Origin of the sequence: Thermococcus sp. P6, from assembly GCF_002214525.1 — an archaeon.
Classification (GTDB): domain Archaea; phylum Methanobacteriota_B; class Thermococci; order Thermococcales; family Thermococcaceae; genus Thermococcus.
The window spans coordinates 619,344-642,371 of the sequence record NZ_CP015104.1 but is presented as its reverse complement, the minus strand read 5'-3'; the positions used below and the strand labels follow the sequence as shown (position 1 = coordinate 642,371).

Genomic DNA, 23,028 nt, shown 5'->3' with positions numbered 1-23,028 from the left:
CGATTTATAAGCCTTGGCGGAAAGGTTAAGTAGAGTAAGGGATAAATCCCTCAGGTGGTGTTCCATGGCAGAGGGTGGTCAGGCCAGGGCCAACCAGCTCGTTAACAAGTTCGTGGTGTCACTGACGGGCGGGAAGATACTCGGCTACGTGACGGACATAAACGTCGAAGTCGAGGAGGATCAGTTCTACTTCATCCTGAAGATGAGGGAAATTGAAAACCTCGGCAAGGGGCAGAGCATGTTCTCGAGCGAGAAAAAGCTCAAGATAAAGCCGGACGATATAGTCAACGTGGGGAGGGACGTTATAATCCTCGGGGACGGCAAGGTCCCACCTTTAAGGGAGATAGAGCGACTCAACCAGATAGCAACGGAGTACAACTCCCTCGTAAGGGAACTCGAGAAGAAGGAGAAGGAGATAGAGAGGCTCAGGGAGGAGAACTACAAGCTCACCAGAAAGCTCGAAGAACTGCAGGGGGAAATCAGAAAGCTTCAGGTGATGAAGGAGGACTTTTCGCACCTCAAGGAACAGCTGCTGAAACAGGAGGGGGAGCTTGAGATGGCCAGGGATTACATAAAACTGCTCGAGGGACTCAGACACGACATCGATAAGATAAAAGGGGACGTGGAGGGGCTCATCGGCAGGCAGCTGGAAGACGTCGTAAGGAGCATAATAAACGAGGAACTGAACGCGAGGGGATTGAAAAGAACGGGCTTTATTTAAACGCCGAAAATCTGCGAACCGAAGGCGTGGAGGAGTATCTCAAAGGCGATAAGGATAAGCGTGATCGCTATAACTCCCCTCGGGGTTACCTTTATTGCCCTCGTGTCCTCGTCGAAGAAGCGCATTAAACCGGCACCCGTTGGTGGAAGCGTTGTTTTCTCCTTTGCCATTTACCTCACCCACTGAGTTCGTGCCTTTGAGGTATAAAAAAGTTTTGGGTTCGGGAGGAAACGTTTTTAAAGGCCATATCACAGCGCTCACTGGATAAGGGGTTTACCCAATGAATCCCGCTAATGACAGAGGAGGTGGGAGGAAATGGCGACCTTTAAGCTCGTTATATCCAACCCGAAGACCGGGGTTGCAAGGCAGGTTGAGGTAAGCGGAGAAAGTGCCGAAAAACTGATAGGAAAGCGCATAGGTGAGGAAATACCGGCGGGCGAGCTCGGACTCAACCTCTCCGAGATATTCGGCGAGGAGGTACCGGGCAACGTCAGGCTCAGGATAACGGGAGGAACCGACAGGGACGGCTTCCCCATGCGTCCGGACGTTCACGGTCCGAGGAGGGTCAAGATCCTCGTCTCCCGTGGTCCCGGCTTCAGGCCGAAGGAGAAGGGAGAGAGGAGAAAGAAAACCGTCAGGGGCAACACCATCAGTCCCGAGATCGTTCAGGTCAACATGAAGCTCGTCTTCTGACCTCTTCCTCCCTTAACTTACGCTTTTCTTTGGGGCATCTTCGAGGTAACCTTAATAAACCGCCCGTCCCTTTAGGGTTAGAGGTGAGAGAAGATGGCGAAAGAGAAATTTAAGCAGGCTGAGGTCAACATCGGGATGGTGGGTCACGTTGATCATGGTAAAACGACGCTCACGAGGGCTCTGACGGGGATATGGACGGACACCCACAGCGAGGAGCTTAGAAGGGGGATCACCATCAAGATAGGCTTCGCCGATGCCGAGGTAAGGAAGTGCCCCGAGTGTGGAAGGTACTCCACCTCGCCCGTATGTCCCTACTGCGGAGCCAAGACAGATTTCGAAAGGCGCGTTTCTTTCATAGATGCCCCCGGTCACGAGGCCCTCATGACGACGATGCTCGCCGGGGCCGCCCTGATGGACGGCGCGGTTCTCGTTATAGCTGCCAACGAGGGGGTAATGCCCCAGACCCGGGAGCACCTGATGGCCCTCCAGATAGTGGGCAACAAAAACGTTGTGATAGCCCTTAACAAGATAGAGCTCGTGGACAGGGAGAAGGTTCTGGAACGCTACCGCGAGGTAAAGGAGTTCGTTAAGGGCACCGTGGCTGAGAATGCTCCTATAATCCCCATCTCGGCCCTTCACGGGGCCAACGTCGACGTTCTCCTCAAGGCAATAGAGGAGTTTATTCCAACGCCGAAACGAAACCCGGACCTGCCTCCGAAAATGCTGGTTCTGAGGAGCTTCGACGTCAACAAGCCCGGAACCAGACCCGAAAAGCTCGTGGGCGGTGTCATCGGGGGTTCGATAGTACAGGGAAAGCTGAAGGTGGGGGACGAGATCGAGATAAGGCCGGGCGTTCCCTACGAGGAGCACGGCAGGATAAAGTACGAACCGATAAGCACCGAGATAGTCTCCCTCCAGGCGGGTGGAAAGTTCGTGGAGGAAGCCTACCCCGGCGGGCTCGTGGGGGTGGGGACCCTGCTCGATCCATACCTCACCAAGGGCGACATCATGGCCGGAAACGTCGTCGGAAAACCCGGGGAGCTGCCGCCCGTGTGGAACGATTTAAGGCTCGAGGTTCACCTTCTCGAGCGCGTTGTCGGTACGGAGAAAGAGCTCAGGGTCGAGCCGATAAAGAGGAGGGAAGTGCTCCTTCTCAACGTCGGAACGGCCAGAACCATGGGGCTCGTGACCGGCCTCGGGAAGGACGAGGTGGAGCTCAAACTTCAGGTGCCGGTATGTGCTGAAGCCGGCGACAGGGTGGCCATAAGCCGGCAGGTCGGCAGCAGGTGGCGCCTCATCGGCTACGGGTTCATAAAGGACTGAACTCTCTTTCCCTTTTCGGTGGGAGCAATGATAAAGGAGGAATGGCTCGTCATTCCGGACACCAACTTCCTCCTCGTGCCCGGACAGTTCGGCGTTGACGTGATCTCCGAGCTGAACAGGATCCTGGACGTGAAGTTCAGGGTGGCCGTCCCCAACGTCGTTCTACAGGAGCTCGAGCTCATAGAGAGGAAGTCGAGGGGAAGGGACCTGATGGCCATCAGGATGGCTAGAAAGCTCGCCGAAAGGTTTGAGGTGGTTGACGTTGGTCGCTTCGGCGACGGACCCACGGACGACCAGATCCTCGAGTTTGCCGTGAAGAGGGGGCGCACCATCGTCTGCACCAACGACCGAAAGCTCAGGAAGCGGCTAAGGGAGAAGGGCGTCCCCGTGGTTTACCTGCGTTCGAAGAAGATCCTCGAGCTCGAGGGGATGGTCGGATAAGCCTTAAAATCCCGTTGCCTTTGGATAGGGGGTGAAAGCATGTACACGGAAGAAGAGCTTCTCGGGGAGATAAAGGAGCTCATCGATGACGGGGAACTCTACGAACTCTACGAGAGGACCTTCAGGAAGTACCACCGGTACTTCGATACCACCAATTACATAGTCCTGAACGTTTACGGCTTCAACGATCACGGACCGATTCACGTCCTGCTCACCACCCGGAGGGCGCTCGAACTGCTCGGCATAATCAAGAGGTTCGGAATGGAAACCACCGCTGAAAAGCTCGGCAAACCCCTACGCTGGAGCAAGTTCATAGTGGCCTTCGGGGCGCTGTTGCACGACATCGGGAACATGATACACAGGCAGAACCACTACGAATTCAGCGTTTTCCTTGCGGAGCCTATAGTTGATGAGCTCGTGAGGGAATTCACGGATGACCATCTTCTCCTCAAGGCCCTGACGCTTAACGCCATCTATACCCATGACGAAGCCGTTCCGTGCACCACCATTGAGGGCTCGCTCGTCACCATAGCGGATGGCTGCGATATGGAGGCCGGAAGGAGCAGGCTCGTTTACAGGAAGGACAGGGTGGACATACACTCTGTATCCGCTCTGGCCATCGAGAGGGTGGAGATAAGGGAAGGAAACGAGGAACAGCCCATAGAGATTGAGATATGGATGAAGCATCCCGCAGGGATCTTTCAGGTGGACGAGGTGCTCACGAAAAAGGTCAAGAGTTCCCTGCTTGCCGGGAAGATCAGACTGAGGATACACAGTGATGGCGAGATCATGGAGAAGGTTATTTAACCCCCGGGTTCTTTCCTGTTATATGCTCCACGATGCCTACATGGACGTGAAGTACCTGCTCAACAGGGGCTACCGGAAGAAGTACGCACTGGAATTCGTGGCCAACCACTACAGGCTGACCGCGGGAGAGAGGCACCTGCTCGCGAGGTGCGTTTTTCCGGACGCATGGATAGAGAAGGTAAGGAAAAAGCTCCTCGAACCGGGGGATCTCAGGGGAAGGGTTCTGGCGGTTGATGGGTTCAACGTCCTGATAACCCTCGAATCCCTCCTCGATGGGGAGGCCATACTCTGCGAGGACGGACTCGTAAGAGACCTCAAGTACTTAGGAAGGTACCGGCTAAAGGAAAGAACAGGGGACCTGTTGAAGGAGATGGCCCTCTCTCTGACCGATGTCGGTCCTGAAAAAGTGGTCTTTTTCTACGGTAAGAACGTTCCAAAGAGCGGTATCGTGAAGAAACTCACCGAAAAAGCGCTCGGCTCGAGGGTTCCCTGTGAGGTGGCCCTCGTCAGGAGCCCCGACTTCGAACTCAAGACCTACGATACGGTGGCAACGGCCGACGCTGGTATAATCCAGAAGGTCCCCCACGTCTTCGATCTTGCCGCTTACACGGCCCTCAGGCTGGGAATAAAGGCCAGACCCTTTTCCGATTTCCTGTTTCCAGAAAACTTCAGTTCTGTTTGAAGCGTTGAAAAGGTTTAAGTAGATGGAAGGCATAATGATCTTAGGATAATGCCTTTACAACCCGCTTTCTTCTTTGCGGGTCTGGAGGGGTCTCTATGAAACGTATCCTGACTGCCACGCTGGTGTTGTTGCTCCTCGGGATGGTCGTTGCGAGCGGCTGTCTTGGTGGAGAGGGCTCGAGTTCTTCCATCTCAACCTCTGGAAGCTCCACAGCCGGAACCTCAACAACCGGAAGTTCCACCACCTACACCTCGATCCCAACCGAAACCACCTCCACGACGGAAACCTCAACAGCCACCACAACCACTTCAACCACAACAACCACATCCTCAACACCTTCGACTACAACGACCACCACTACCACTACGACACAAACTCCAGCGGAGGAAGCCTACTGGACGAACCCGTGGGAGTACGCCCCCGTCGAGATTGATGGGGACAGATACATCATCACATATTACAAATATGATTATAGAGTTCAGCCCAACCAGAGCGCACCCACCTATGAGTATGTAGTTGAGAAGAGCGTCGGAAAGGAGAAGATCCACGTATACGGAATGGACATGCAGGGCAACAGGGTTGATGCGGGTGAGCACGAGGTTTACGCCTACAAGACCGTGGTGACGCCCGTCAAAGCGGCAGGACTTGAGGATACCCTGACCGTAACGGTCTGGTACGTTTCCAACGAGAGCAGGGCCTTCTTGTACCCGTGGGACGTGATGTGGCTCTCCTACGCCTCACCCACAGGAACCACCAGCGACGTCTTCGTTGGGATAAAACTCGAGTACGGCGGAAAGAGCTTCACGGTTACGAACCCGAATCCCTTCCAGAGCGGCCTCTTCCCCTACTTCGAGGGAGATCAGGAGGTTTTCAACGATATCAACGAGGATCTCGGTTACCTCTACATGGGATGGGTCGCCGTCATCAACCTCGGACTCTGGTATGAATGGAGCGATGTTAACGTCCTTGTTCCCCAGAGCGGGGCGTGGACGGACATGGAAGGACACAGCTATGAGTGGAGCACGAGTCCAGATGGAAGCGCGACCTACGGCGGCCACTCCTTTAAGCTCGTCGATTTCTCGTGGAAGTACGAGGGGACGGTTGAGGGCGTCCAGCTTCAGGGAAAAGGGAAGTTCTCCCCGGATCTGCCCCTGGCGGTTGAGAGCGAAGGCCACTACGCCTACAAGGATTCCAGCACGGGCGAGACAACGGTCATCTACGGCTACATAAAACTCGAGGATCTCAAACTCGAGAAGGTGAACCCATGAAGCGTTTCTTTTCTATTTCTTTCGGTTGTTGCGTTCCCGGCGGCCCGCATTGGATCCGGAAACTCCGCTTCTCCTTCATCTTCTCCCCATACCTCCTCAACTGAGGTAGGCCAATGCTTAAATATATCCAGTCCGTAGTACATATAAATTAATGCAAAGGGGAGTTGGAAACTATGAGAAGGTCCAGATTTGTATTTGCAATTTTCCTGACACTTCTGGTTTTTGTAAGCGCAAGCGGATGCATCGGAACGGAGACGATCAAGGAAAAGGCGAGCAGTGCCATTGAGAGCTACAGCGAAAGCCAGACCTCATCACAGACCCCATCGTACACCGAAAGCGAAACAGGTACGGAGAGCGAAACGGAGACCTCAACTTCGGCCTATTCAACGTGGGAAGAACCCTGGGACGCTTACCATCCCGTGGAGATAGACGGGGAGAGGTACCTCATAACCTACATAAAGTACCACCTCCGCGTAAGAACCGAAGAGGGCGGTCCCATATACGAGTACGAAGTGGAGAAAAGGCGCGGGAGTAAGAAGATACACGTCTATGGAAAGAAGGTGAACATGGAAACAGGGGAGCAGGAGACGGCTGATCTGGGTGAATTCGAGGTCTACGAGTACTACGGGAAGATAACCCCCGTCAAGGGCGAGAACATGAACGCGACGCTCGAATACAGGGTCTGGATGAAGGAGAGGACCGAGGACAGCGATACGTTCTTCCTCTTCCCATCGCTGGACTTCATGACCCTTTACATGTCCGTCTACGGGGGAAGCGGGGACGTGGTGGGGATATCAATAACCTACGGGGATCAAAAGTTCCTCTACTACAACCCCGCCGCCGTCGGTGATATGAGCGCGATGCCCTATCAGGAGGGGGACGTTGAAATAGTGAACAAAGTTCCGGACATAGGGAACATCTACACGAGCTGGTACGGGTTCTACACCTTCGGAATATGGGAGGTGATTTCGGGAGAAGACCTTTATGAAGCCAAGAAGGACTCATGGGGCTCTATGGGTTACCAGTACAACTACGAGATCGACCCGGATGGAACCATGAACCTCGGTGGAAAAAGCTTCAGGGTCTCAAACGTCAAGTGGACTTACACGTTCGGCAACATGCAGGGTCAGGGTGAGGCCACACTAACCGCAAACCTCCCGGTGCCCATCGAAGCCCAGGGGGTATTCATCGAGCAAAGCGGTACGAACATATTCACCCACATGAAGATCGAGGATATAGGGTTTGAAAAGGCCTGAGCAAAGTTTATATCCTTTTTCTCCCATCTTTCCACATGTTTGGGGAGCATGAACTCAAGACAAAGTTCATTAAAATCGGGGATAAACGCATTCACCTTCTCGAGGAGGGAGATGATACTGTGAGATACCGCCGGGATGACGTCGAAGTTCTCATCAAGAAGGGCGATGGAAAGCTCGGCGTCTTCCCCGCTCCAGCTGTGGGCTACGGCGTCCGGTTCCTGATGGTAAAGTTCAAAGCCCCGGTGGTCGTGCCCCCGCGGGATTCCATAAGGGGTTTTGTGGAGGCTCCCGTTGAGGTGGAGGTTAAGCTCGGCAGGGTGAGGGTTGACAGGTTCCCCGCGGGCAGGGAAAAGTACGCCCTCTACGGGACCCTTGAGGCCGGGTTCATAGCGCGCTACCACCCCAGTCCCTTCTACACGGAGGAGCCCCCTTCCCATGGCGTGGCGGGATTGATCATCGTGAACCCATCGGAGGAATGGAAGCGCCTTGAGAGGGTCGTCTTCCCCATAGCCAGCTCCACGATGTATTATTCCCCTGAAAAAGGCTACTACCCGCTCCTCATCGTTACGATGAAGAGCCACATTCCGGAGGTAAACAACACTGGAAGGCCTCCGAAGGAGGGACTCAACGCAACCGGAGAGGCCAGATCTCTGCCCAACGTCCCCATGAGGTGGTGAAGATGCTTTCAAACTCCACGTCTTCGTTGCTCGGTGGAGAACTGGTATGGAAGATAACGATCGGCGGGGCGGTTAAGGCGCTTCTAATCCTGTTTTTTGGATACTTAATCGCCAGATTCATCCGCCGCTACATCGTAAAACTATCGGGAACCACGAAGTACGTGTGGATAGTGAACGAGGATACCGCCGACACTCTCCACAACCTGATCGTGATAACCTCGCTCGTTTATGCCCTCGACACGATCGGTTTACTGTCGTACAGAATCGCCGGGACGAGCATTAGCAACATTATAAGCGCCGTTCTCGTGTTCTACTTCTCCTACCTGCTCGCCAGACGTTCTAAGGACTACATGATAATGCGCACCCCTCAAAAGAAGCTCCCGGAGGTTCAGGTTAAGGCCAAGCTCTTCTATTACACCGTGGTCACCCTTGCCTTTTTCATAGCCCTTAACATCGCCGGCTTCAGCGGAAAGCTAACGACCCTTCTGGCGGCGGCGGGCATAACGGGTATCGTCCTCGGTTTCGCCTCGCAGACGGTGGTGGCCAACTTCATCTCGGGCATATTCATGTATTTTGACAGACCCCTGAAGATAGGCGATCCCGTGGAGGTTGCCGGCTACTCGGGGGTAGTCCACGACATAAGGATCCTTTCAACGCGCATAAGAACGTGGGATGGAACCCTCGTCAGGATTCCAAACGAGAAGCTCTTCAACAGCGAGATAAAGAACCTGCAGAGGTATCCAGCGAGGAGGGTCGATGTTCTTGTTGGAATAGCCTATAAAGAAGATGCCCAGAGGGCGGTGGAAGTTATAAAAGAGGTGCTCGATGAGATGCCCTACGTTCTTGCGGAGCCCGAGCCGGTTGTATTCGTGGACAACCTCGGGGATAACAGTGTGAACATAGCGGTTAGGGCGTGGGCGCCGAGCGAGAAGTGGTTCGACGTGAGGATGGGGATGGTTCAGAAGATCAAGGAAGCCCTTGACGAGGCAGGTATAGAGATACCCTTCCCGCAGAGGGTGAACTGGTTCGCGGAGGAGCTCAGAGTTAAGGTCGAGAAGGACTAAACTCTGGAGAATCGGTATATGTCCACCTTTATTCTTTCCAGCTTTTTCCTGTGGAAGAAGAACTGGGCCGGAATCTCAAATGGAACCGTTATTTTGTGCGTTATTGAAAAGCTGAAGTCCCCGGCGAACCTTTCGATGAAGCGCCTGACCTCGGGTTTGGCGAGGTGGATTGAATAAACCACGTCGCTTATCTCAAAGGCCTTTAAAAGGAACTTTCTGTCCGCCTTTGGATTCTGACTGCCAAAGGGCGGGTTCATTATAACGCTATCCACCCCCTCCGAAAATTCCGAGACGTCCGATTGAATTACCTCGACGCGATCCTCAAAACCGTAAAGCCCCACGTTTCTCTCAAGAACCTTGAGAGCGGGCCTATCAACCTCAACGGCGTAAACTTTCTTTGCCCCCAGAAGGCACGCACCGACCGTCAAAATTCCAGTACCTGCACCGAGATCGGCAATCACCCTACCCTCTAAGTCCCCCATCGAGAGGGCCAGCCACAGCATTTCCGCGGCAACATCCCCGGGCGTTCTATACTGCTCAAGCTCCGGTTTGGGGTCCTTAAACCCCTCCAGTTTTGAGAGAATCATCGCAAGATGCTTCTTTTTCATTTTATCACCTGGGATGGTTGCCATGTATCGGAAGAGCTCTTCCCATGTCATGTTGAATTCCAACCCCTCTATACCAGATGCAGTGCCAGCGGTTGTTAATATAAACATTACCACAACCAATCCAGGAATAAATCCAAACTCTACTGCGAATGCCACCTCAAAACCTTGGAGGCGTAGTTTATGTGGTTCATCGCTATGGGGTGGCCTTTTTGTTCCCTTAAGAGATTTACAGTCTTTTCATCGTAGAGTGAGGTTGATGGATGCCCGATTGCCAATTCATCTATCACGCCCCCCCCCAAAATCTTACGAAAAGTATTTATATCTTTGAGAGAAAACCCATGAAACGGGGGGGATCCATGGAACTCATACCAACAGGCATTTCGGGTCTGGATAGGGCATTATCCGGGGGCTTTTCTAGGGGTACGAGTGTCCTGATAGCCGGGAACCCCGGAACTGGAAAGACTCACCTGGCAATACACGTTCTTTACAACAACATGAAAAGGGGTCTCAAAGGAGCTTACGTTTCCTTTGCCGAGGGCAAAAACCATTTCTACCAGAACGCCCTCGAGAGCGGGGTGGATCTCGAGGAGATGGAGAAGAAGGGCCTCTTCAGGTTCTACGATATGCTGACCCTTCCTAAAGAGGAGATCAAAGGTTTCATAGATTTCCTCATTGAGGACATCGTCGAGTGGAAACCTGATGTGATCGTTTTTGACTCGATCACGGTTCTCGGTCAGGTTCTGGGCAGGGTTATGCTCAGGTTGTTTCTGCACTCCATAGTGGGCAGGCTGGTGAATGCCCTGAATAGTGTTGCGATACTTATCGGTGAAATACCATACGGAGAGAAAAAGGTAGGCTTCGGTATGGAGGAGTTCGTTGTTGACGGGGTGATACTCCTCGAGATGGAGAGAAAGGGTGAGGTTATAAAGAGGTACCTGACGATCCCGAAGATGAGGGGCCGCGGGATAACGAAAAGCGCTTACGAGTACGTGATAACCAATAGCGGAATCGAAGTACTACCAATACCGGAGTTGAAGTTCACGAAAAAACTCCTCAATAGCTCGGAGAGGATATCGACAGGAATCAAAGAACTGGATGACCTGCTCGGAGGCGGCATTTACAGGGGCAGCCTAACAATGATAACCGGTCCCACGGGGAGCGGCAAGACGATACTGGCCTTCACCATAGCATCGGCCGTTGCGGAAAGCGGGAAGAACGTCCTTTACGTAACCTTCGAGGAAAGCAGGGGAGCACTGCTGGAAACCATGAGAAAACTCGATCTCAAGGGTGCTGTTGACGTTGTGGCACTCGTACCGGAAGCGAGAACTCCCCTCCAGTATTACGTCAATATCATGAACCTTGTGAAGGAGAGGAATGCTGAGGTTCTCGTCATAGACTCCATATCTGCCATGAAATGGCACATGGAAGAGGCGGATTTTGTGAAAACATTAAGGTACCTCCAGCTTATAGCGAAGGATACCGGTTTAACCCTGCTGTTAACGCACATAGGTTCGAATGCAATGGAGATGGCGTCAACGGGCTTCAGCACATTGGTGGATGGTATTATAGTACTTAACTACTCCCTCCCCCGGAATGTGGGCGAATCGATGAGAAGACACATCCTCGTCCTGAAGTCGAGGCACTCTGAACATAAAACCACACTCCGGGAGTTCAGAATAGGGAAGGGGGGGATCCTAATTGAATAAATTCAACGCGAAGAGTGCCATAGTAGTGGCCACCGCCGAAGAGGTTCTCAAAACCCTCGGGCCATATTTCGAAATCACCATACGTACTTACCTTGAATCCAAGTACGGGAAGGGTATAGAGTACGTTGGAGAGGATCCCCGCAGGTTCTACGAAGCCATCAGAGATCTCTTCGGGGAGTTCGCAGCCAAGATGTTTATCTACAACCTTGTGAGGGAACTGGGTATTCCGGTTAGATCACGCGAGACGGAGCAACTTCTAAAAGGTCTGGAGGAGTATCTCGGTGGTGAATGATGGGCGAAGAGATCCTGACTATCCTTAAGGGTAGGTACAGGTTTCTCAGGAGCGTGATGGATGCTATAGAGCTGACCATCAATCGAATGGGAGAGGAAAGTGATCCCGAGAAAGTATACGAAATCATGAAAAACTTCCTCGGGGAGTTCCCAACGAGAAGGATGCTACAGGAGATAGCGGACGAGAAAGGACTAAAGATAAAGGTCAGGACCGAGGAAGACGCTATTGCAATCATCAGGCACTTACAGGGCCTTTAAGCCCTATCGCTTAACGCTGATTCCAAAGGGCTCCTCTCCCTTCCTCTCTCCCCCCGGAATCTCGTCAAACTCATATTCTTCTCTCAATCCCAGCAAAAGTTCAACTTCTTTTGGGGTTAAAACGGGTTTCCTCCAGTTTTCAGCGTCGTCTATGGGCACCCTCGGACAGGCAACGACGACGTAGGCATCGAAGTCAAAACCTTCAAGGGAGGCATAGTTTATGTGGTTCATAGCTATGAGCCTTGCGTACCTTCCGTGCTCGCGGAGGAGTTTAAGGGTTTTTCTCGCCTCAGCAAGGCGGAGCTGTCCCTTCTTCGTGCTAACTACTATACCGAACCTCTGGGCATCCATCGCCTTCGCTATCTGCGCCCATCGCTTCCTTATAAGGCGCTCCGCTTCCTCGTCCATCCACGTCGCGTCACCCGAGTAGGGGTTTACCGCCAGAGTCCGCTTTCCCGTGGCGAGGGCAACGCCCAGCGGATGGAAGTAGCCCGCACCAACGAAGAGAACCCCTTCGGCGTCCACCTTTGCAGCTGAGAAGTTGCACCCGAGGACCTGTCCGGGCCAGCTCACCCTTGAATCGCCCTCGCCAACGAGTGCAACGAAGCCTTTCTCTCTGAGGAACTCCCTGATATCTTCGAGGCGGTGGATGTGCTGTGCGGTCGTGACGAGGGCTATCCTCTTCCCGAGCTTCCGGATCTCGTCGAGGTTCTTCTCAAGGGCCGGAAGGGGATCGACCTTGGCGAAGGCCGGAACGAATATCGTCGGAACCTCAAGGTTGAGTTGCATGTAGGAGTGGCCGAGATGGATTAAAGCGTCGCATCCGAGCATTTTTGCTTCCCTATCTGCCGGATCGCAGGCACCGTAATTTACCTCGCCGCTTATTATGGCATCTATTCCGTTCTCCTCAAGAAAATCTGCAAGGAATTGAGCTTCCCTCTTCAGTCCCTCGGGGGTCTGGATGAGAACGCGTTCGGCTTTAAGCTCCCTGAGGGCCTCCCGTATCTCGCGATCCGGAATTTCGTGCATCGAACCCACCGGGAAGGGATGGGATATACCCTTTAAAGCATCATCGGTTTGACCCTATCTACCGCACCGCAGGAGGTATAAGACGACGATGACACCTACGTGATATACTACCACTCTTCCTGACTTTTCCATTATTCTCTTTTCCAGAGTTTCAAACCCGGAAACCCTTAAATACTTCCTGAAGAAGGATAATGGGGTGGGATTATGGACGTTATCCTAACGACAACCGAGGGGATTCCGGGCTACCGGGTGGTGGAGATTAAAGGCCTCGCCCGGGGTGGCATCGTGAAGGCGACCCACATAGGGAGGGACATAATGGCCTTCTTCAAGAACCTCAAGGGAGGAGAGGTTCAGGAGTACACGCAGATGCTGGCCGAGGCGAGGGAGGAGGCCCTCAGGAGGATGATGCTCCACGCCAAGGAGATGGGTGCAAACGCCGTTGTGGGAGTTCGTTTTATGACTTCCTCCGTTGCATCGGGCATGGCGGAGATATACGCCTACGGAACCGCGGTGGTCGTCGAGAAGGAGGAGTGAACATGTATCTACTTCCCTTCCCGGTGCTGGGGGGCCTTCTCGCGTGGGCAACGATTTACTTCATGGGGTTTAAGAGGCAGAGGTGGGGGGAGCTACTCCTCGGTCTGGCGGCTTTCTTCATCGCGATGATCCTCCAGAACCCCCTCCAGCAGTTGCCCCTTCTGGGAATGGGAATAAAGTCCAACGCGGATGTGATTGCCAGAGGAACGGCCTTCGTCGCCGGTGTTTCCCTGTGGCTCGGGCTCGTTGCGGGGGTCGTGCAGGAGGGGGTGAAGTACCTTCTGGTGAAGGGAAAAAGCCTCAACGCCGGTCTTTTCATGGGGCTTGGCTTCGGTATAACGGAGGTCTTCTTCATAGTTGCTATGAGCGTTGTGGGTTCCCTGACGACGGGGGAGGCGCTGGAAGTACAGCCCGGCACGGCTCTGCTTTCGATGGTTGAGCGCTACTTTGCAGTTCTCTTCCACGTTGGAACAGGGATTTACCTCGCTCACTCCTACACGAAAGGGCGGGGAAGAACGGGGCTTGTGGCTATGATAGGGCTTCACACGCTCATCGATTCCCTTTCGGCCTATTACCAGCTAACGAAAAGCGCGGCCATCCTGTACGGGGTTGAGGTTGTGGTGGCCCTCTCGGCACTGGGACTGCTCTACCTCACCGTTCCGAAGGTGAAGGCGGAACCCCCGGAGGAGGAGAGGGTTCTCTGGTGACCCCTTTAATTTTCCAGCGTTATCCCGGTTTTAAGGCACGAAAATGTAAAGTTCGGGGAAGTTAGAGCGAGTAGAACTCGGGCCTTCTGTCCCGGAAGATGTGGTTGATGTCGTTGAGCCGTTTATCCCTCGCGACGCTCAGGTCAACGTCAACGACCCCCACCTCTTCGCTGTCCTCGCTCCCCATTGCGAGAACTTCCGCCCGGGGGGAGGCTATCGTGCTCTTACCTATGAAGCGCAACCCCCTCTCCTCGCCCACCCTGTTGGCGGTTATCGTGTAAACACGGTTCTCGAGGGCTCTTATGGGCATAGCCCTTGGAGCGTAGGGCATCACGAGGTTGCTCGGGTGGGCTATTACTTCGGCCCCCTTTAGGGCGAGGGTTCTCGCCGATTCGGGGAAGAACCAGTCGAAGCATATCATGACCCCGATCTTGGCAGTACCCGTGTTGAAGACCCGAAAGCCGAGGTCACCGGGGCTGAAGAAGAGCCTCTCGCGATGGAAGAGGTGAACCTTGCGGTATTTGCCAATGTAGCTGCTTCCAATCGGACCCGTTACCACGGCCGAATTGTAGAGCCTGCCCTTCTCGTCCTTCTCCGCCGTTCCCGCCACCAGAAACACCCCGAGCTCCCTTGAAAGCTCCATCAGAAACTCGGTCGTCGGGCCGTCAGGGATCTCACCTGCGACCTCCTCCACCTCCTCCCGGCTCTCGAAGTTATAACCTGTGTCGAAGAGCTCCGGCAGGACGATTAGTTCTGCCCCCCTATCGGCCGCTTCCCGTATCAGCTCCTCCGCTCTGGAGTAGTTCCTCTCGGGCTCGAGGAAAAGGGGTTCCATCTGAACGTAGGCTATCTTCATGCCACCACCAGCACCGGTTGTCGGTGAGGTAAATAAGGTTAGCGGAAGGTTTTCCACTTCTCAAATCGGCTAAATTCAGGTTTTAAAACGTTTGAAAAGGTTTTTAGGTTATTGCTATGGTATAAACAACGCATTGAATCTCAAGGTTTCTTCTGGTCGGTTGAAAGCCACAAAAGACGGGCTAAAACGCGAGAAATTTTGAAGGCCGAAACTCAAAGTTGAAGGGCCTTTGGGGTTGAAGGGATGAGCGGGAGGGCCTTTCAGGTTTTTTAAGGTCTCGAACTCCATATGGAAAGGTTTAAAAAGGAACCGCTGGAGCTGATGCCATGGAGAAAATCAGGGGTGATGAGGATGAAGCGTAGGCCGAGGAAGTGGAAGAAGAAGGGACGGATGAGGTGGAAGTGGATCAAGAAGAGGATAAGGCGGATCAAGAAGCAGCGCAGGAAGGAGCGCGGGCTTATCTGACCCATTCTTCTTTTTTATACGGTGGTCCCATGGATTCCTTCGAGGCCCTGTCCCTCGAGCTCGAAACCCCCCGCGGGAGGACCCTTTTGATAGCCGATCCCCACATCGGCTTTGAGTTCTCGAGGGGGCTAAGGCTGAGGACCCGCTTCGAGGAGAGACTCGCGGAGTTCGTCGTCGAAAGGGACCCGGACCTTCTCGTCATCCTCGGAGACGTTAAGGAACCAATAGGTTTGAGCTTCTCAACGAAAAGACTTCTGAAGGACTTCTTTTCGGATCTCAGGGGAATACCTGTCGTTATCACAAAGGGCAACCACGACGGAAGGATAGAGGAGGTGGCCAGAGGGTTCCCCAACGTCGAGGTGGTCGAGCATTTCCTCACGGGGGATGCCCTGTTCATCCACGGCCACAGGAACCTGCCGGACCTCGAGTTTGCCGAGGCCTACCTCGGCCACATACACCCCGCTTACACCCTGAGGAACGGGGGGACGGTGAGAAAGGTTAAGGTCTTTCTCAGGGTGGAGAGGTTCCTCGTTCTACCGACGATCAATCCCTACATAGAGGGCTTCGACGTTGAGAAGGGGATAAGAATGGTGCCCTTTTTGAAGGACGCGAAGGAAGGAGAGCTCTTCCTGCCGGAGGGCATTCACCTTGGCTCCCTTCGGTTCCGAACCCCTGCGGGCAAAGCTTATTAAGGTATGAAGAATAAAGTTCATAGGTACGTAAAGCGGGATGGGTGGCTCGGAATGGGGGAGATTTACGAGAGGTTCGAGGCACTGCTCCGTTCGCTGGGCGTTAAAAGGACCGGGCTGAGAATATACCGCCTCCTGCTCGAGAGAAACGAGCCTATGAGGATAGCCGAGATAAGGCAAGAGCTCGGGATAAGCGAGCGTTCCGTCAGGGAGCACGTTATGAACCTTTACAGAAGGGGACTGCTCAAAAGGAAGCTCATCCAGAGGGGATGGCTGGGCTACGTTTATACCGCCGCCTCCCCGGGTGAAGTACTCGAAAGGATAAAGGAGAACCTGATAACGAGGATAAACGAACTCCAAAGGGAACTCGACGAGGGATCCCTGGACTAAAGCCTTTCCACGATCCCCATCCCCTCCAGAAGGTTCAGGAGTTTTTTGAGCTTCTCAGTGTCAACCTCTCCGAACTCCTCTTTCAGGGCTTCCATGGCCTCCTTCTCCGGGAGGAGCTCGCCGAGCATGAGAAGCTCATGGAGGTGCAGGAGCGTTTTCCTGTCCCTGGTGAGTTCCCTGAATTCCCCGTAGGCCTTTTCATCAACGCTCCTCACGAGTTCACCGGAGATCAGTCCCTTCTCTACCCACCTTATCCACGGCCTCCGCTCGAAGGGGTGGCCCATTTCAATCCCCAGGAATCTGGAATCCCTCGCGAGGCCCATCATTACGAGTTTTTCAGCCTCCTCCGTGTCTCTATCGAGGGAAAGCTCCCCGAGGTACCTCATAGCGTAGCCCCGTGCAAAGCGCCTTAGCTCCCCTTCCCCGGCCTTCGCAAGGGCCAGAGCGGTAGCCAGAACTGCCCGGCCTATAACCTCCAGAGAGGTCCTGCTCACCTTTTCGATGCTGTCTTCACTGGAGTGGTAAAAGCGGTCGGGCCACGTTATCGGCATCGTAGCCGGAACCCCGAAGAAGTTGAAAACATCGTGGTCGCTTCCCATCTCGTAGGGGTAGGCCTTCAGCTTCATCTTAGGAATCCCGCTCAACCCCTCTCCACCGTTCGCCAGCTCGAGGAAGTACTCGAGGAGACCCGAGATTATCGAGAACCTCGATAGCGGTGTCCTAACGAGCATTATCGTGGAGCCGGCCCTGTCCTCACTTCCCCCGACCATGTCGAGGTTTATGACCGCGTAGTACCTCTCAAGTCTGGCGTGCCTCTCCACGAAGGCCTGACTGCCGTAGTATTCAGGCACCCACAGGAATGCAAAGCCGAAGCGGAATGACTCCTCGTAGAGCTGCCCGAGAACCCTCGCCAGTTCGATGAGCATGGCACTTCCGCTGGCGTTGTCGTTGGCGCCGGGCCTTGGATGGCAGACGTGGGCCGTAAAGAGGATGAAGGGCTCCTTCCCGATCTCAGCATAGAGAATTGGAAGAACCTGACGCTCTCTTACCTCTGCCTCGACCTCGATAAAAGCTTCAACCTCCTCGCCGGAGTTCAGTTTTTCAATAACCTTCATCGCCAGACTCTCCGGAACGGCGACCGCAGGTATCTTCGCCCGCTCGAGGTCTTCCTTCGTGAGGAATAGCCCGATGTAGGGGATTGCATCTCCCGTGCCCCTCCGATACGCGATGAAGCCGGCCGCTCCGTTCTCGACAGCCTTCCGGTAGGCGTCGCGCCAGTCCCTGTCCACGAGGACGATCTTTCCACGCACGTTTTTCCAGTCCTCATCGCTGCTCACGTGAACCACTCTCGCCCTCGCTTTCCCGGCCGGTGAATGGGCCATCACAACGAGAGGGGTCAGGGATGTGGTGAGGGTTTCTCCCATGAGCTCCACCCTTCCACCTATAAGGTCCCATGCTATCGGAGATTTCAGGGTTAGGAAGCGACTTTTTCCATCGTAAAACTCCTCGTAGAGCTCGGTCTTAATTCCAAGTATTCTCAGCTCCTCCCTGATGAAGCGAACCGCCTCGAGAAGCTCCTTCGAGCCCTGTATCCTGTGGAACCTGCCTATCCCGGCTATGTTATCAAGAACCCGCGAGGGATCAAAAACTCTGGCATCCTCCAGAAAGTGCCTCATGGTTATCCCCGGGAAAACTCATTCCGGGGATATTTAAGCCCTCCGTGGAAAAACATCAACGCCCGAGGCGGAGCATCTTTGGGGTCTCAAGGTTCTTAAGGGTGTTCAGTAGCTCCGGTGGGAGGAGGATTTTCGTTGTCCCGAGGAAGTCCATGAACTCCTCCTCGAACTCCTCTTCAGCTTCCCCGGCCTCCCCGGCTTTCTCCCTGCCTCCGGGGTGCTTTTCAACCGCGACCGTCTCCCCAAGGCCTTCGTTTATCTCCTCAGCCCTCTTCTTGGCCCCGTCCAGTTTTCCACGGGCGTAGGCCTCTTTCACGAGATCGTAAATCCCGAGCTCAGAGGCTCTGGAGTAAAGCTCCTCCCTGCGCTCCCTTACCCATCCTGCCCAGTCGGTGTGTCCTTTGTAGCCCACGAAGTAGCCGAATTCGTAAGCCCGGCGGAGGATCTTCTCCTTCTCATCCATGGTCCCACCTCAGAAGGGTGCCTCCGGGTAGACCTTCAGACCCTCCACCGTGAAGCGGAGCTTCTTGAGGTTGGTATCATGGTCAACTCCGTGCATCTTCAGGACCTGCAGGGCCCTTACCATTTTGTAGTTTTTCATGAAGTGATGAAGTATTATGACCCCATCGGCGAGATAGTGATGCTCCGTGTACTTCTCAGAGCTCATCATCTCGGAGGCCATAAGACAGGTTATCTCCATCTCGTGAAGCCTTCGTATGAACCTTCCAAGGGCCATCCTCTCGTGATCCGGGTCGAGGGCGGAGTACTCAAGCGAGGTGAAGGAATCTATGAAGACCCTCTTAACGTCCTGCGCCTCTATGATGCGGAGGATGTTCTCGAGCATCTCCATCCACGTAAACCTCCTCCCGGCCCTGAAGATGCTCTCCCCCATATCGTAGAACATTATCCTCCCGGACTTGACGTGGTCGAGAAGACCGAAGCTGTACCGCATCATATCCTGGACTATTATCCGGGGGTGATGGAGGAGGGATATGAACAGTCCCTTATCGCCATTCCGGGCTCCTTCCACAAGGAACTGAACTCCAAAGGTCGTCTTACCGCTTCCGGGAGGACCTATCACTATGTAAACCCTGCCCGGGATGAACCCGCCTCCGATGATATCGTCCAGTCCGGGAATTCCCGTTGAAACCCTGTCGAGATTTTTGAGGAGCTCACCCGCGTACATCTCAACCCCTCCATACCGCTGGAACCTGAGGTATATAAACATTGAGGGACCATGTATGTTCGCCCGAGTGACCAGAATGTATAAAATCCGACGTGAGGGTTAACCCCACGTTACATGCCTGTTGAAAAGGAAACGCACGACGAAGGAGACGACTATTCCGAGCAGGTTTGCGATCAGGTAATGGATTCCAAGGAACATCAGGGCAACGTAGACGATCCACTGGAAGATCGCCCCCGTGAGGGCTGCCACGTGGAAGCTGGCGATTCTACTCCAGAAGGGCTTTCTTTTAAGGTCCCTGAACGTCCAGAGGTCGTTCCAGATGAAGTTGTTCAGGATCGCCAGCTCGGTCGCCGGAACGTTGGCCAGAACCTTGTCCCATCCAAACGTGCTGACGAAGAGCCACAGGAAGCCCTCGTTGACCAGAACCCCCGAGAGACCGACGAGGGTGAACTTAATCAGCCTGTCCATTTCTCCTTCCCAGCGCATGAGCCTGTAGATGTGCCTGAGGTAGTTAAAGATCGTTCCGGTCCCGAGCTTGCTCTCGCCGGCCTTTCTAAGCCCGAAGGTGAAGGGGACCTCGGCAACTTTCCCGTAGTTCCCCTTGATCAGGATCTCCAGCAGGATCTTGAACCCGACGGGGTTCAGGTCAACGTTCTCGACGACCTCCCTTCTGAGGGCGAAGAAACCGCTTACCGGGTCCCTGACGTTCCTTATCTTGGGCAGGGCGAGGCGACCTATCATTATGGCCCCTCTGGAGATGAGCCTTCTGTACCAGTACCAGTTCTTAACGCCGCCCCCGGGAACGTACCTGCTCGCCACCGCAATGTCAGCGCCCCCTTCAATGGCCCTCAGGAGTTCGGGTATCACCTCGGGGGGATGCTGAAGGTCTGCATCCATCACCACGAAAACGTCCCCTTCGGCTTCCCTGAAACCCCTTATAACCGCCGAGGAGAGTCCCTTCTCCCGGGTGCGTCTTATCACTTTAACGGGATACCTATCCGAAAGCCCGGTTGCGAACTTCCACGTTCCGTCGGGGGAATCATCGTCCACCACAACGATCTCGTAATCGTAACCTCTCAAAGCCCGATCGATCCTCTCAAAAAGCTCCTCGAGGTTCTCGCGTTCGTTGTAAGTGGGAACTATGACGCTGATCTTCACGGCACTCCCTCCACCTTCGCTGCTCCGTAAACTTTATAAGTTCTGCGAAGAGCCTTAAGCCGGGCATGGGGCCGTGGGGTAGCTTGGCCTATCCTTCCGGCTTCGGGAGCCGGGGACCCGAGTTCGAATCTCGGCGGCCCCACCAGATTCTGGGCGGGGTTCTCTTGGTCTTTTGCGTTCGAGGATAAAATTTATAAATCCATCCCCCAAGCTATCAGCGGGCACAGCCCCGTGGTGTAGCGGCCAATCATGCGGGACTCTGGATCCCGCGACCGGGGTTCGAATCCCCGCGGGGCTACCATTAACTGGGCTCCAGACCCTCGAACCCCTTCTTTATACCCCCGTTTTTCGAACCTCGAATTACACTTTATCACGTAACCCCGAGCCCCTTTCGGATGTTCAACGGTTGACCGTTCGGCTGTCTAATCCACAAGGAGGTGGAAAACGTCCCCGGTTTCTGGATGCTTTTCCCAGAACTCCGCCTGATGTTCAAAACCGGCCAGGGATGGTATGGACAAGAAGGAACGAAAGGCCTCTTTTTTGGGTTTTTCTGGAGAATTTAAGGTTAGAGAAGGATGGAACGTTTACAAGCCTCCAAAAATCGAAAATCGGACTTTTCAGGTAGCCTTAAATAGTATGCCCCCAATCCTTTAGTGGTGAATTAATGATGATACTGAAAAGCGAGACCGAAGAGAGAACCCCCGGGGAAGCCAGAGGGAACGGAAGAGAACACTGCGGGTTGAGGTGAGAGAGGATGGGAGCAACGACCTTGATACTCGGGAACGAAAGAAGGACGCTTATGGTGGAGTACCTCAAGGATACGAACGGCCGGGCGGACCTGCGGGATCTGGTGGAGTACATTGCCGAGAAGGAAGGGAAGAGCGATAGCAGGCACAGGAAGAGCGTCTACGTCAGCCTCGTTCAGACGCACATCCCCACCCTTAGGAGGGAGGGGGTCATAACCTTCGACCACGGCGTGGTCACGCTCCTGAAGGTCCCGGAGAACGTCACGGTCTACATGGAAACCGTCGGCAGGCACGACATAAGCTGGAGCTCCTTCTACATCGGGACGTCCGTGGTGTTCATACTCGCGGGCTGGTATTTTGGTAGCACGCACCTGCTTCTGGCGGCCTTTGTGTACTTGGCCATGGGCCTGATCCACCACTGGAAGGTCAAGAAGCTCTTTTGAACCCCCATCCGCTGGTAACGTGGGGTTACCCTTTGGTAAGCTGGAATTTACTATATAGGAGAACCCCTCAAGTTGTGAACGAGGCATCTTATGATGGTTCCGCCGAGGATGTCTGATTGAAAAAATGGAGGAATGTACCATGAAGAAAATTTTTGCCCTTGGTATGCTGGGGCTGGTGTTTGCGGCGGCCTTCGCACTGGGCACGAGCGCAACCTTCAGGGACTACAGGGTCCAGAGGAGCGTTCACATCGCCGTCGTTCCAGACGACAGCGAGCTCATAGATCTGACGCCGGTTCAGCCCTACGCTTACCTGAACGATGGAGGGCAACTCGTTATTGACTTCTCAATGAACAACCCCAACTGGCCAGGGCACGAGAACGAAAGCTGGGCCACATACCAGGGCGAGCTTGACGGCTACACCGGAAGGGGAATCGGCCTCAGCCCGCAGAGCAGGTACAACTTCGACGAGGTTTTCAACGTCAGCAACCACCTGTGGGAGGGGGAGCCGATAGTTGTTGAGGTAACGTCCTCAAACGCGGGAATGGTCTCCTTCTACAACCCCGACGGAATGATGTACAACACAAACGGTGGCGGCGTTCCCTACAACTCGGACACCGCGGTTGGAGATGTCTGCTTCTACCTTGCACCCGGGGAAGCCCTCGGTGTTGGCATGGAACTCGCGGCACCCAACACACTGGGAAGCTATGATGTGGACATAAACGTCCAGGCGTGGCCCGCATCGGACGCACCGTTTACCTGCGGAGGTGGCTGATCATGAGAAAGATAATGGGCCTTTTCGCACTTATCATAGGCCTCCTCGTTGCGGTCACCGCCAGTAGCGCCCACTTCGCCTACTTCACGGCAGACAGGGGCGTTCATATTGAGGTCGTCCCCGACGACAACGAACTCATAGACCTGAGACCGATGCAGCCCTACGCGTACATCACGGACAACGGAATGCTGGTCATCGACCTCAGCCAGAACAACCCGAACTATCAGGACGGCTTCGGTGAGGGCATCAGCCCGAACAGCACCTACGTGTTCAGGGAAGTGCTGGGCGTCAGCAACGACCTCTGGGAAGGAACGCCCATCTGTATGCACATAACCTACAGCGGCCCCACCGGGGTAAAGCTCTTTGCCGGAGACTACACAGGTCAGCCGGGTGAGACGACCCTCGACGTTACGGTAATGCCGGGAGAAGTTGTCCCCATTGGCCTGATTCTGAACGGCACCGACTACGTGGCTGGAGACAGCATAAACGGACAGGTCCAGTTCTACGCCGTCTCAGGCTACTGCGGAAGCCCGTGATTTAGTTCTGGAGCCTTTGCTCCCTTTATCTTGTGTGATGGAAGGT

The 23,028-nt window shown here is 54.3% G+C and carries 29 protein-coding genes and 2 tRNA genes; 23 read left to right on the top strand and 8 right to left on the bottom strand.

Translation table 11 applies throughout. The annotated features are described in order from the left end of the window. Positions 1–64: 64 nt before the first annotated feature. Complete coding sequence (locus tag A3L12_RS03455; protein WP_088882321.1) at positions 65–721, top strand: hypothetical protein; 657 nt, start codon at positions 65–67, stop codon at positions 719–721. Here the strand turns inward: A3L12_RS03455 and A3L12_RS03450 are convergent. Beyond that, complete coding sequence (locus A3L12_RS03450) at positions 718–891, bottom strand: preprotein translocase subunit Sec61beta (RefSeq protein ID WP_088882320.1); 174 nt, start codon at positions 889–891, stop codon at positions 718–720. The genes A3L12_RS03455 and A3L12_RS03450 overlap by 4 nt on opposite strands. A 145-nt stretch (positions 892–1,036) precedes the next feature. Here A3L12_RS03450 and A3L12_RS03445 point away from each other — a divergent pair, with 145 nt between their 5' ends. The 9 genes from A3L12_RS03445 to A3L12_RS03400 all read left to right on the top strand — a co-directional run bounded on the left by A3L12_RS03445 (position 1,037) and on the right by A3L12_RS03400 (position 8,932). Further along, positions 1,037–1,414: a 30S ribosomal protein S6e gene (locus tag A3L12_RS03445; protein WP_088882319.1), complete on the top strand. Its 378-nt coding sequence runs from the start codon at positions 1,037–1,039 to the stop codon at positions 1,412–1,414. A gap of 93 nt (positions 1,415–1,507) precedes the next feature. Further along, complete coding sequence (eif2g, locus tag A3L12_RS03440) at positions 1,508–2,737, top strand: translation initiation factor IF-2 subunit gamma (protein ID WP_088882318.1); 1,230 nt, start codon at positions 1,508–1,510, stop codon at positions 2,735–2,737. Between the two features lie 27 nt (positions 2,738–2,764). Next, positions 2,765–3,178, top strand: coding sequence for a PIN domain-containing protein (locus tag A3L12_RS03435; protein ID WP_088882317.1), 414 nt, complete (start codon positions 2,765–2,767; stop codon positions 3,176–3,178). 39 nt (positions 3,179–3,217) lie between these two features. Continuing rightward, positions 3,218–3,985 (top strand): HD domain-containing protein, encoded by a 768-nt coding sequence (locus A3L12_RS03430; RefSeq protein WP_088882316.1) that lies wholly within the window; start codon positions 3,218–3,220, stop codon positions 3,983–3,985. Between the two features lie 22 nt (positions 3,986–4,007). Further along, positions 4,008–4,667: a DUF434 domain-containing protein gene (locus A3L12_RS03425; protein ID WP_088882315.1), complete on the top strand. Its 660-nt coding sequence runs from the start codon at positions 4,008–4,010 to the stop codon at positions 4,665–4,667. 95 nt (positions 4,668–4,762) lie between these two features. Next, positions 4,763–5,935: a hypothetical protein gene (locus A3L12_RS08275; protein ID WP_157726692.1), complete on the top strand. Its 1,173-nt coding sequence runs from the start codon at positions 4,763–4,765 to the stop codon at positions 5,933–5,935. A 173-nt stretch (positions 5,936–6,108) separates the two neighbouring features. Continuing rightward, the gene (locus tag A3L12_RS03410) at positions 6,109–7,191 is read left to right on the top strand and encodes a hypothetical protein (RefSeq protein ID WP_088882312.1); all 1,083 of its coding nucleotides are present in this window, start codon (positions 6,109–6,111) and stop codon (positions 7,189–7,191) included. A 35-nt stretch (positions 7,192–7,226) separates the two neighbouring features. Continuing rightward, entirely contained in the window at positions 7,227–7,868 is a 642-nt protein-coding gene (locus tag A3L12_RS03405; protein ID WP_088882311.1) for a DUF432 domain-containing protein, read from the top strand. A 2-nt stretch (positions 7,869–7,870) separates the two neighbouring features. Continuing rightward, positions 7,871–8,932: a mechanosensitive ion channel family protein gene (locus tag A3L12_RS03400; protein WP_088882310.1), complete on the top strand. Its 1,062-nt coding sequence runs from the start codon at positions 7,871–7,873 to the stop codon at positions 8,930–8,932. Here the strand turns inward: A3L12_RS03400 and A3L12_RS03395 are convergent. Next, the gene (locus A3L12_RS03395; protein WP_088882309.1) at positions 8,929–9,540 is read right to left on the bottom strand and encodes an METTL5 family protein; all 612 of its coding nucleotides are present in this window, start codon (positions 9,538–9,540) and stop codon (positions 8,929–8,931) included. The two genes, A3L12_RS03400 and A3L12_RS03395, sit on opposite strands and share 4 nt — an antisense overlap. Before the next feature lie 356 nt (positions 9,541–9,896). Between A3L12_RS03395 and A3L12_RS03390 the strand changes: the two genes are divergently transcribed. Genes A3L12_RS03390 through A3L12_RS03380 form a run of 3 tightly spaced genes read left to right on the top strand, consistent with a single transcriptional unit; the run spans position 9,897 to position 11,795 of the window. After that, positions 9,897–11,246, top strand: a complete 1,350-nt coding sequence (locus A3L12_RS03390; protein WP_088882308.1) for an ATPase domain-containing protein — start codon at positions 9,897–9,899, stop codon at positions 11,244–11,246. Further along, entirely contained in the window at positions 11,239–11,538 is a 300-nt protein-coding gene (locus A3L12_RS03385; protein ID WP_088882307.1) for a NitrOD5 domain-containing protein, read from the top strand. Before A3L12_RS03390 ends, A3L12_RS03385 begins: the two co-directional genes overlap by 8 nt. Continuing rightward, positions 11,535–11,795 carry a hypothetical protein gene (locus A3L12_RS03380; protein WP_088882306.1) on the top strand — a complete coding sequence of 87 codons (261 nt, stop codon included), beginning with the start codon at positions 11,535–11,537 and terminating at the stop codon, positions 11,793–11,795. The genes A3L12_RS03385 and A3L12_RS03380 overlap by 4 nt, the downstream gene beginning before the upstream one ends. A gap of 3 nt (positions 11,796–11,798) precedes the next feature. Here the strand turns inward: A3L12_RS03380 and dph2 are convergent, their stop codons facing one another. Next, the gene (dph2, locus tag A3L12_RS03375; protein ID WP_088882305.1) at positions 11,799–12,824 is read right to left on the bottom strand and encodes a diphthamide biosynthesis enzyme Dph2; all 1,026 of its coding nucleotides are present in this window, start codon (positions 12,822–12,824) and stop codon (positions 11,799–11,801) included. Positions 12,825–13,028: 204 nt separating this feature from the next. Here dph2 and A3L12_RS03370 point away from each other — a divergent pair, with 204 nt between their 5' ends. Together A3L12_RS03370 and A3L12_RS03365 are read left to right on the top strand one after the other, a co-directional pair. Next, on the top strand, positions 13,029–13,358 hold the full coding sequence (locus A3L12_RS03370) for a heavy metal-binding domain-containing protein (protein WP_198300064.1): 330 nt from the start codon (positions 13,029–13,031) through the stop codon (positions 13,356–13,358). Between the two features lie 2 nt (positions 13,359–13,360). After that, complete coding sequence (locus A3L12_RS03365) at positions 13,361–14,065, top strand: YhfC family glutamic-type intramembrane protease (RefSeq protein WP_088882303.1); 705 nt, start codon at positions 13,361–13,363, stop codon at positions 14,063–14,065. A 61-nt stretch (positions 14,066–14,126) separates the two neighbouring features. Here the strand turns inward: A3L12_RS03365 and A3L12_RS03360 are convergent, their stop codons facing one another. Beyond that, the gene (locus A3L12_RS03360) at positions 14,127–14,921 is read right to left on the bottom strand and encodes a nitrilase (RefSeq protein ID WP_088882302.1); all 795 of its coding nucleotides are present in this window, start codon (positions 14,919–14,921) and stop codon (positions 14,127–14,129) included. 494 nt (positions 14,922–15,415) lie between these two features. On the opposite strand from A3L12_RS03360, the gene A3L12_RS03355 reads away from it, so the two are divergent. Both A3L12_RS03355 and A3L12_RS03350 read left to right on the top strand, forming a co-directional pair. After that, the gene (locus tag A3L12_RS03355; RefSeq protein WP_088882301.1) at positions 15,416–16,078 is read left to right on the top strand and encodes a metallophosphoesterase; all 663 of its coding nucleotides are present in this window, start codon (positions 15,416–15,418) and stop codon (positions 16,076–16,078) included. 51 nt (positions 16,079–16,129) lie between these two features. Continuing rightward, positions 16,130–16,465 (top strand): transcriptional regulator, encoded by a 336-nt coding sequence (locus A3L12_RS03350; protein WP_088882300.1) that lies wholly within the window; start codon positions 16,130–16,132, stop codon positions 16,463–16,465. Here the strand turns inward: A3L12_RS03350 and A3L12_RS03345 are convergent. The 4 genes from A3L12_RS03345 to A3L12_RS03330 all read right to left on the bottom strand — a co-directional run bounded on the left by A3L12_RS03345 (position 16,462) and on the right by A3L12_RS03330 (position 20,485). Further along, a complete protein-coding gene (locus tag A3L12_RS03345) occupies positions 16,462–18,141 on the bottom strand; it encodes a DUF4910 domain-containing protein (RefSeq protein ID WP_088882299.1) in 1,680 nt (559 codons plus the stop codon). The genes A3L12_RS03350 and A3L12_RS03345 overlap by 4 nt on opposite strands. 55 nt (positions 18,142–18,196) lie before the next feature. Further along, complete coding sequence (locus A3L12_RS03340) at positions 18,197–18,604, bottom strand: hypothetical protein (protein WP_088882298.1); 408 nt, start codon at positions 18,602–18,604, stop codon at positions 18,197–18,199. Between the two features lie 9 nt (positions 18,605–18,613). After that, on the bottom strand, positions 18,614–19,327 hold the full coding sequence (locus A3L12_RS03335) for an ATPase domain-containing protein (RefSeq protein ID WP_088882297.1): 714 nt from the start codon (positions 19,325–19,327) through the stop codon (positions 18,614–18,616). Between the two features lie 99 nt (positions 19,328–19,426). Then, on the bottom strand, positions 19,427–20,485 hold the full coding sequence (locus A3L12_RS03330; RefSeq protein ID WP_088882296.1) for a glycosyltransferase: 1,059 nt from the start codon (positions 20,483–20,485) through the stop codon (positions 19,427–19,429). Between the two features lie 67 nt (positions 20,486–20,552). Here A3L12_RS03330 and A3L12_RS03325 point away from each other — a divergent pair. From A3L12_RS03325 to A3L12_RS03305, 6 genes are all read left to right on the top strand, one after another. After that, positions 20,553–20,630 (top strand) — tRNA-Pro (locus tag A3L12_RS03325). Between the two features lie 80 nt (positions 20,631–20,710). Beyond that, positions 20,711–20,786, top strand: a tRNA-Gln gene (locus A3L12_RS03320). Between the two features lie 209 nt (positions 20,787–20,995). Then, positions 20,996–21,139 carry a hypothetical protein gene (locus A3L12_RS08270; RefSeq protein ID WP_157726691.1) on the top strand — a complete coding sequence of 48 codons (144 nt, stop codon included), beginning with the start codon at positions 20,996–20,998 and terminating at the stop codon, positions 21,137–21,139. A gap of 100 nt (positions 21,140–21,239) precedes the next feature. Next, complete coding sequence (locus A3L12_RS03315; protein ID WP_088882295.1) at positions 21,240–21,674, top strand: hypothetical protein; 435 nt, start codon at positions 21,240–21,242, stop codon at positions 21,672–21,674. A 139-nt stretch (positions 21,675–21,813) separates the two neighbouring features. After that, positions 21,814–22,446: a DUF1102 domain-containing protein gene (locus A3L12_RS03310; RefSeq protein WP_088882294.1), complete on the top strand. Its 633-nt coding sequence runs from the start codon at positions 21,814–21,816 to the stop codon at positions 22,444–22,446. A 2-nt stretch (positions 22,447–22,448) separates the two neighbouring features. Further along, entirely contained in the window at positions 22,449–22,982 is a 534-nt protein-coding gene (locus tag A3L12_RS03305) for a DUF1102 domain-containing protein (protein ID WP_088882293.1), read from the top strand. Positions 22,983–23,028 lie beyond the last annotated feature (46 nt).

Excerpts from the sequence above, each read along its gene's own strand:
- A3L12_RS03365 (WP_088882303.1), top strand. The coding sequence starts at position 13,361 with ATGTATCTACTTCCCTTCCCGGTGCTGGGGGGCCTTCTCGCGTGGGCA.
- A3L12_RS03355 (WP_088882301.1), top strand. The coding sequence starts at position 15,416 with ATGGATTCCTTCGAGGCCCTGTCCCTCGAGCTCGAAACCCCCCGCGGG.
- A3L12_RS03305 (WP_088882293.1), top strand. The coding sequence starts at position 22,449 with ATGAGAAAGATAATGGGCCTTTTCGCACTTATCATAGGCCTCCTCGTT.
- eif2g (WP_088882318.1), top strand. The coding sequence starts at position 1,508 with ATGGCGAAAGAGAAATTTAAGCAGGCTGAGGTCAACATCGGGATGGTG.
- A3L12_RS03430 (WP_088882316.1), top strand. The coding sequence starts at position 3,218 with ATGTACACGGAAGAAGAGCTTCTCGGGGAGATAAAGGAGCTCATCGAT.
- A3L12_RS03360 (WP_088882302.1), bottom strand. The coding sequence starts at position 14,921 with ATGAAGATAGCCTACGTTCAGATGGAACCCCTTTTCCTCGAGCCCGAG.
- A3L12_RS03395 (WP_088882309.1), bottom strand. The coding sequence starts at position 9,540 with ATGAAAAAGAAGCATCTTGCGATGATTCTCTCAAAACTGGAGGGGTTT.
- A3L12_RS03380 (WP_088882306.1), top strand. The coding sequence starts at position 11,535 with ATGATGGGCGAAGAGATCCTGACTATCCTTAAGGGTAGGTACAGGTTT.
- A3L12_RS03345 (WP_088882299.1), bottom strand. The coding sequence starts at position 18,141 with ATGAGGCACTTTCTGGAGGATGCCAGAGTTTTTGATCCCTCGCGGGTT.
- A3L12_RS08270 (WP_157726691.1), top strand. The coding sequence starts at position 20,996 with ATGGACAAGAAGGAACGAAAGGCCTCTTTTTTGGGTTTTTCTGGAGAA.
- A3L12_RS03435 (WP_088882317.1), top strand. The coding sequence starts at position 2,765 with ATGATAAAGGAGGAATGGCTCGTCATTCCGGACACCAACTTCCTCCTC.
- A3L12_RS03340 (WP_088882298.1), bottom strand. The coding sequence starts at position 18,604 with ATGGATGAGAAGGAGAAGATCCTCCGCCGGGCTTACGAATTCGGCTAC.
- A3L12_RS03400 (WP_088882310.1), top strand. The coding sequence starts at position 7,871 with ATGCTTTCAAACTCCACGTCTTCGTTGCTCGGTGGAGAACTGGTATGG.
- dph2 (WP_088882305.1), bottom strand. The coding sequence starts at position 12,824 with ATGCACGAAATTCCGGATCGCGAGATACGGGAGGCCCTCAGGGAGCTT.
- A3L12_RS03450 (WP_088882320.1), bottom strand. The coding sequence starts at position 891 with ATGGCAAAGGAGAAAACAACGCTTCCACCAACGGGTGCCGGTTTAATG.
- A3L12_RS03350 (WP_088882300.1), top strand. The coding sequence starts at position 16,130 with ATGGGGGAGATTTACGAGAGGTTCGAGGCACTGCTCCGTTCGCTGGGC.
- A3L12_RS03335 (WP_088882297.1), bottom strand. The coding sequence starts at position 19,327 with ATGTACGCGGGTGAGCTCCTCAAAAATCTCGACAGGGTTTCAACGGGA.
- A3L12_RS03445 (WP_088882319.1), top strand. The coding sequence starts at position 1,037 with ATGGCGACCTTTAAGCTCGTTATATCCAACCCGAAGACCGGGGTTGCA.
- A3L12_RS08275 (WP_157726692.1), top strand. The coding sequence starts at position 4,763 with ATGAAACGTATCCTGACTGCCACGCTGGTGTTGTTGCTCCTCGGGATG.
- A3L12_RS03410 (WP_088882312.1), top strand. The coding sequence starts at position 6,109 with ATGAGAAGGTCCAGATTTGTATTTGCAATTTTCCTGACACTTCTGGTT.
- A3L12_RS03425 (WP_088882315.1), top strand. The coding sequence starts at position 4,008 with ATGCTCCACGATGCCTACATGGACGTGAAGTACCTGCTCAACAGGGGC.
- A3L12_RS03370 (WP_198300064.1), top strand. The coding sequence starts at position 13,029 with ATGGACGTTATCCTAACGACAACCGAGGGGATTCCGGGCTACCGGGTG.
- A3L12_RS03405 (WP_088882311.1), top strand. The coding sequence starts at position 7,227 with ATGTTTGGGGAGCATGAACTCAAGACAAAGTTCATTAAAATCGGGGAT.
- A3L12_RS03315 (WP_088882295.1), top strand. The coding sequence starts at position 21,240 with ATGGGAGCAACGACCTTGATACTCGGGAACGAAAGAAGGACGCTTATG.
- A3L12_RS03390 (WP_088882308.1), top strand. The coding sequence starts at position 9,897 with ATGGAACTCATACCAACAGGCATTTCGGGTCTGGATAGGGCATTATCC.
- A3L12_RS03455 (WP_088882321.1), top strand. The coding sequence starts at position 65 with ATGGCAGAGGGTGGTCAGGCCAGGGCCAACCAGCTCGTTAACAAGTTC.
- A3L12_RS03310 (WP_088882294.1), top strand. The coding sequence starts at position 21,814 with ATGAAGAAAATTTTTGCCCTTGGTATGCTGGGGCTGGTGTTTGCGGCG.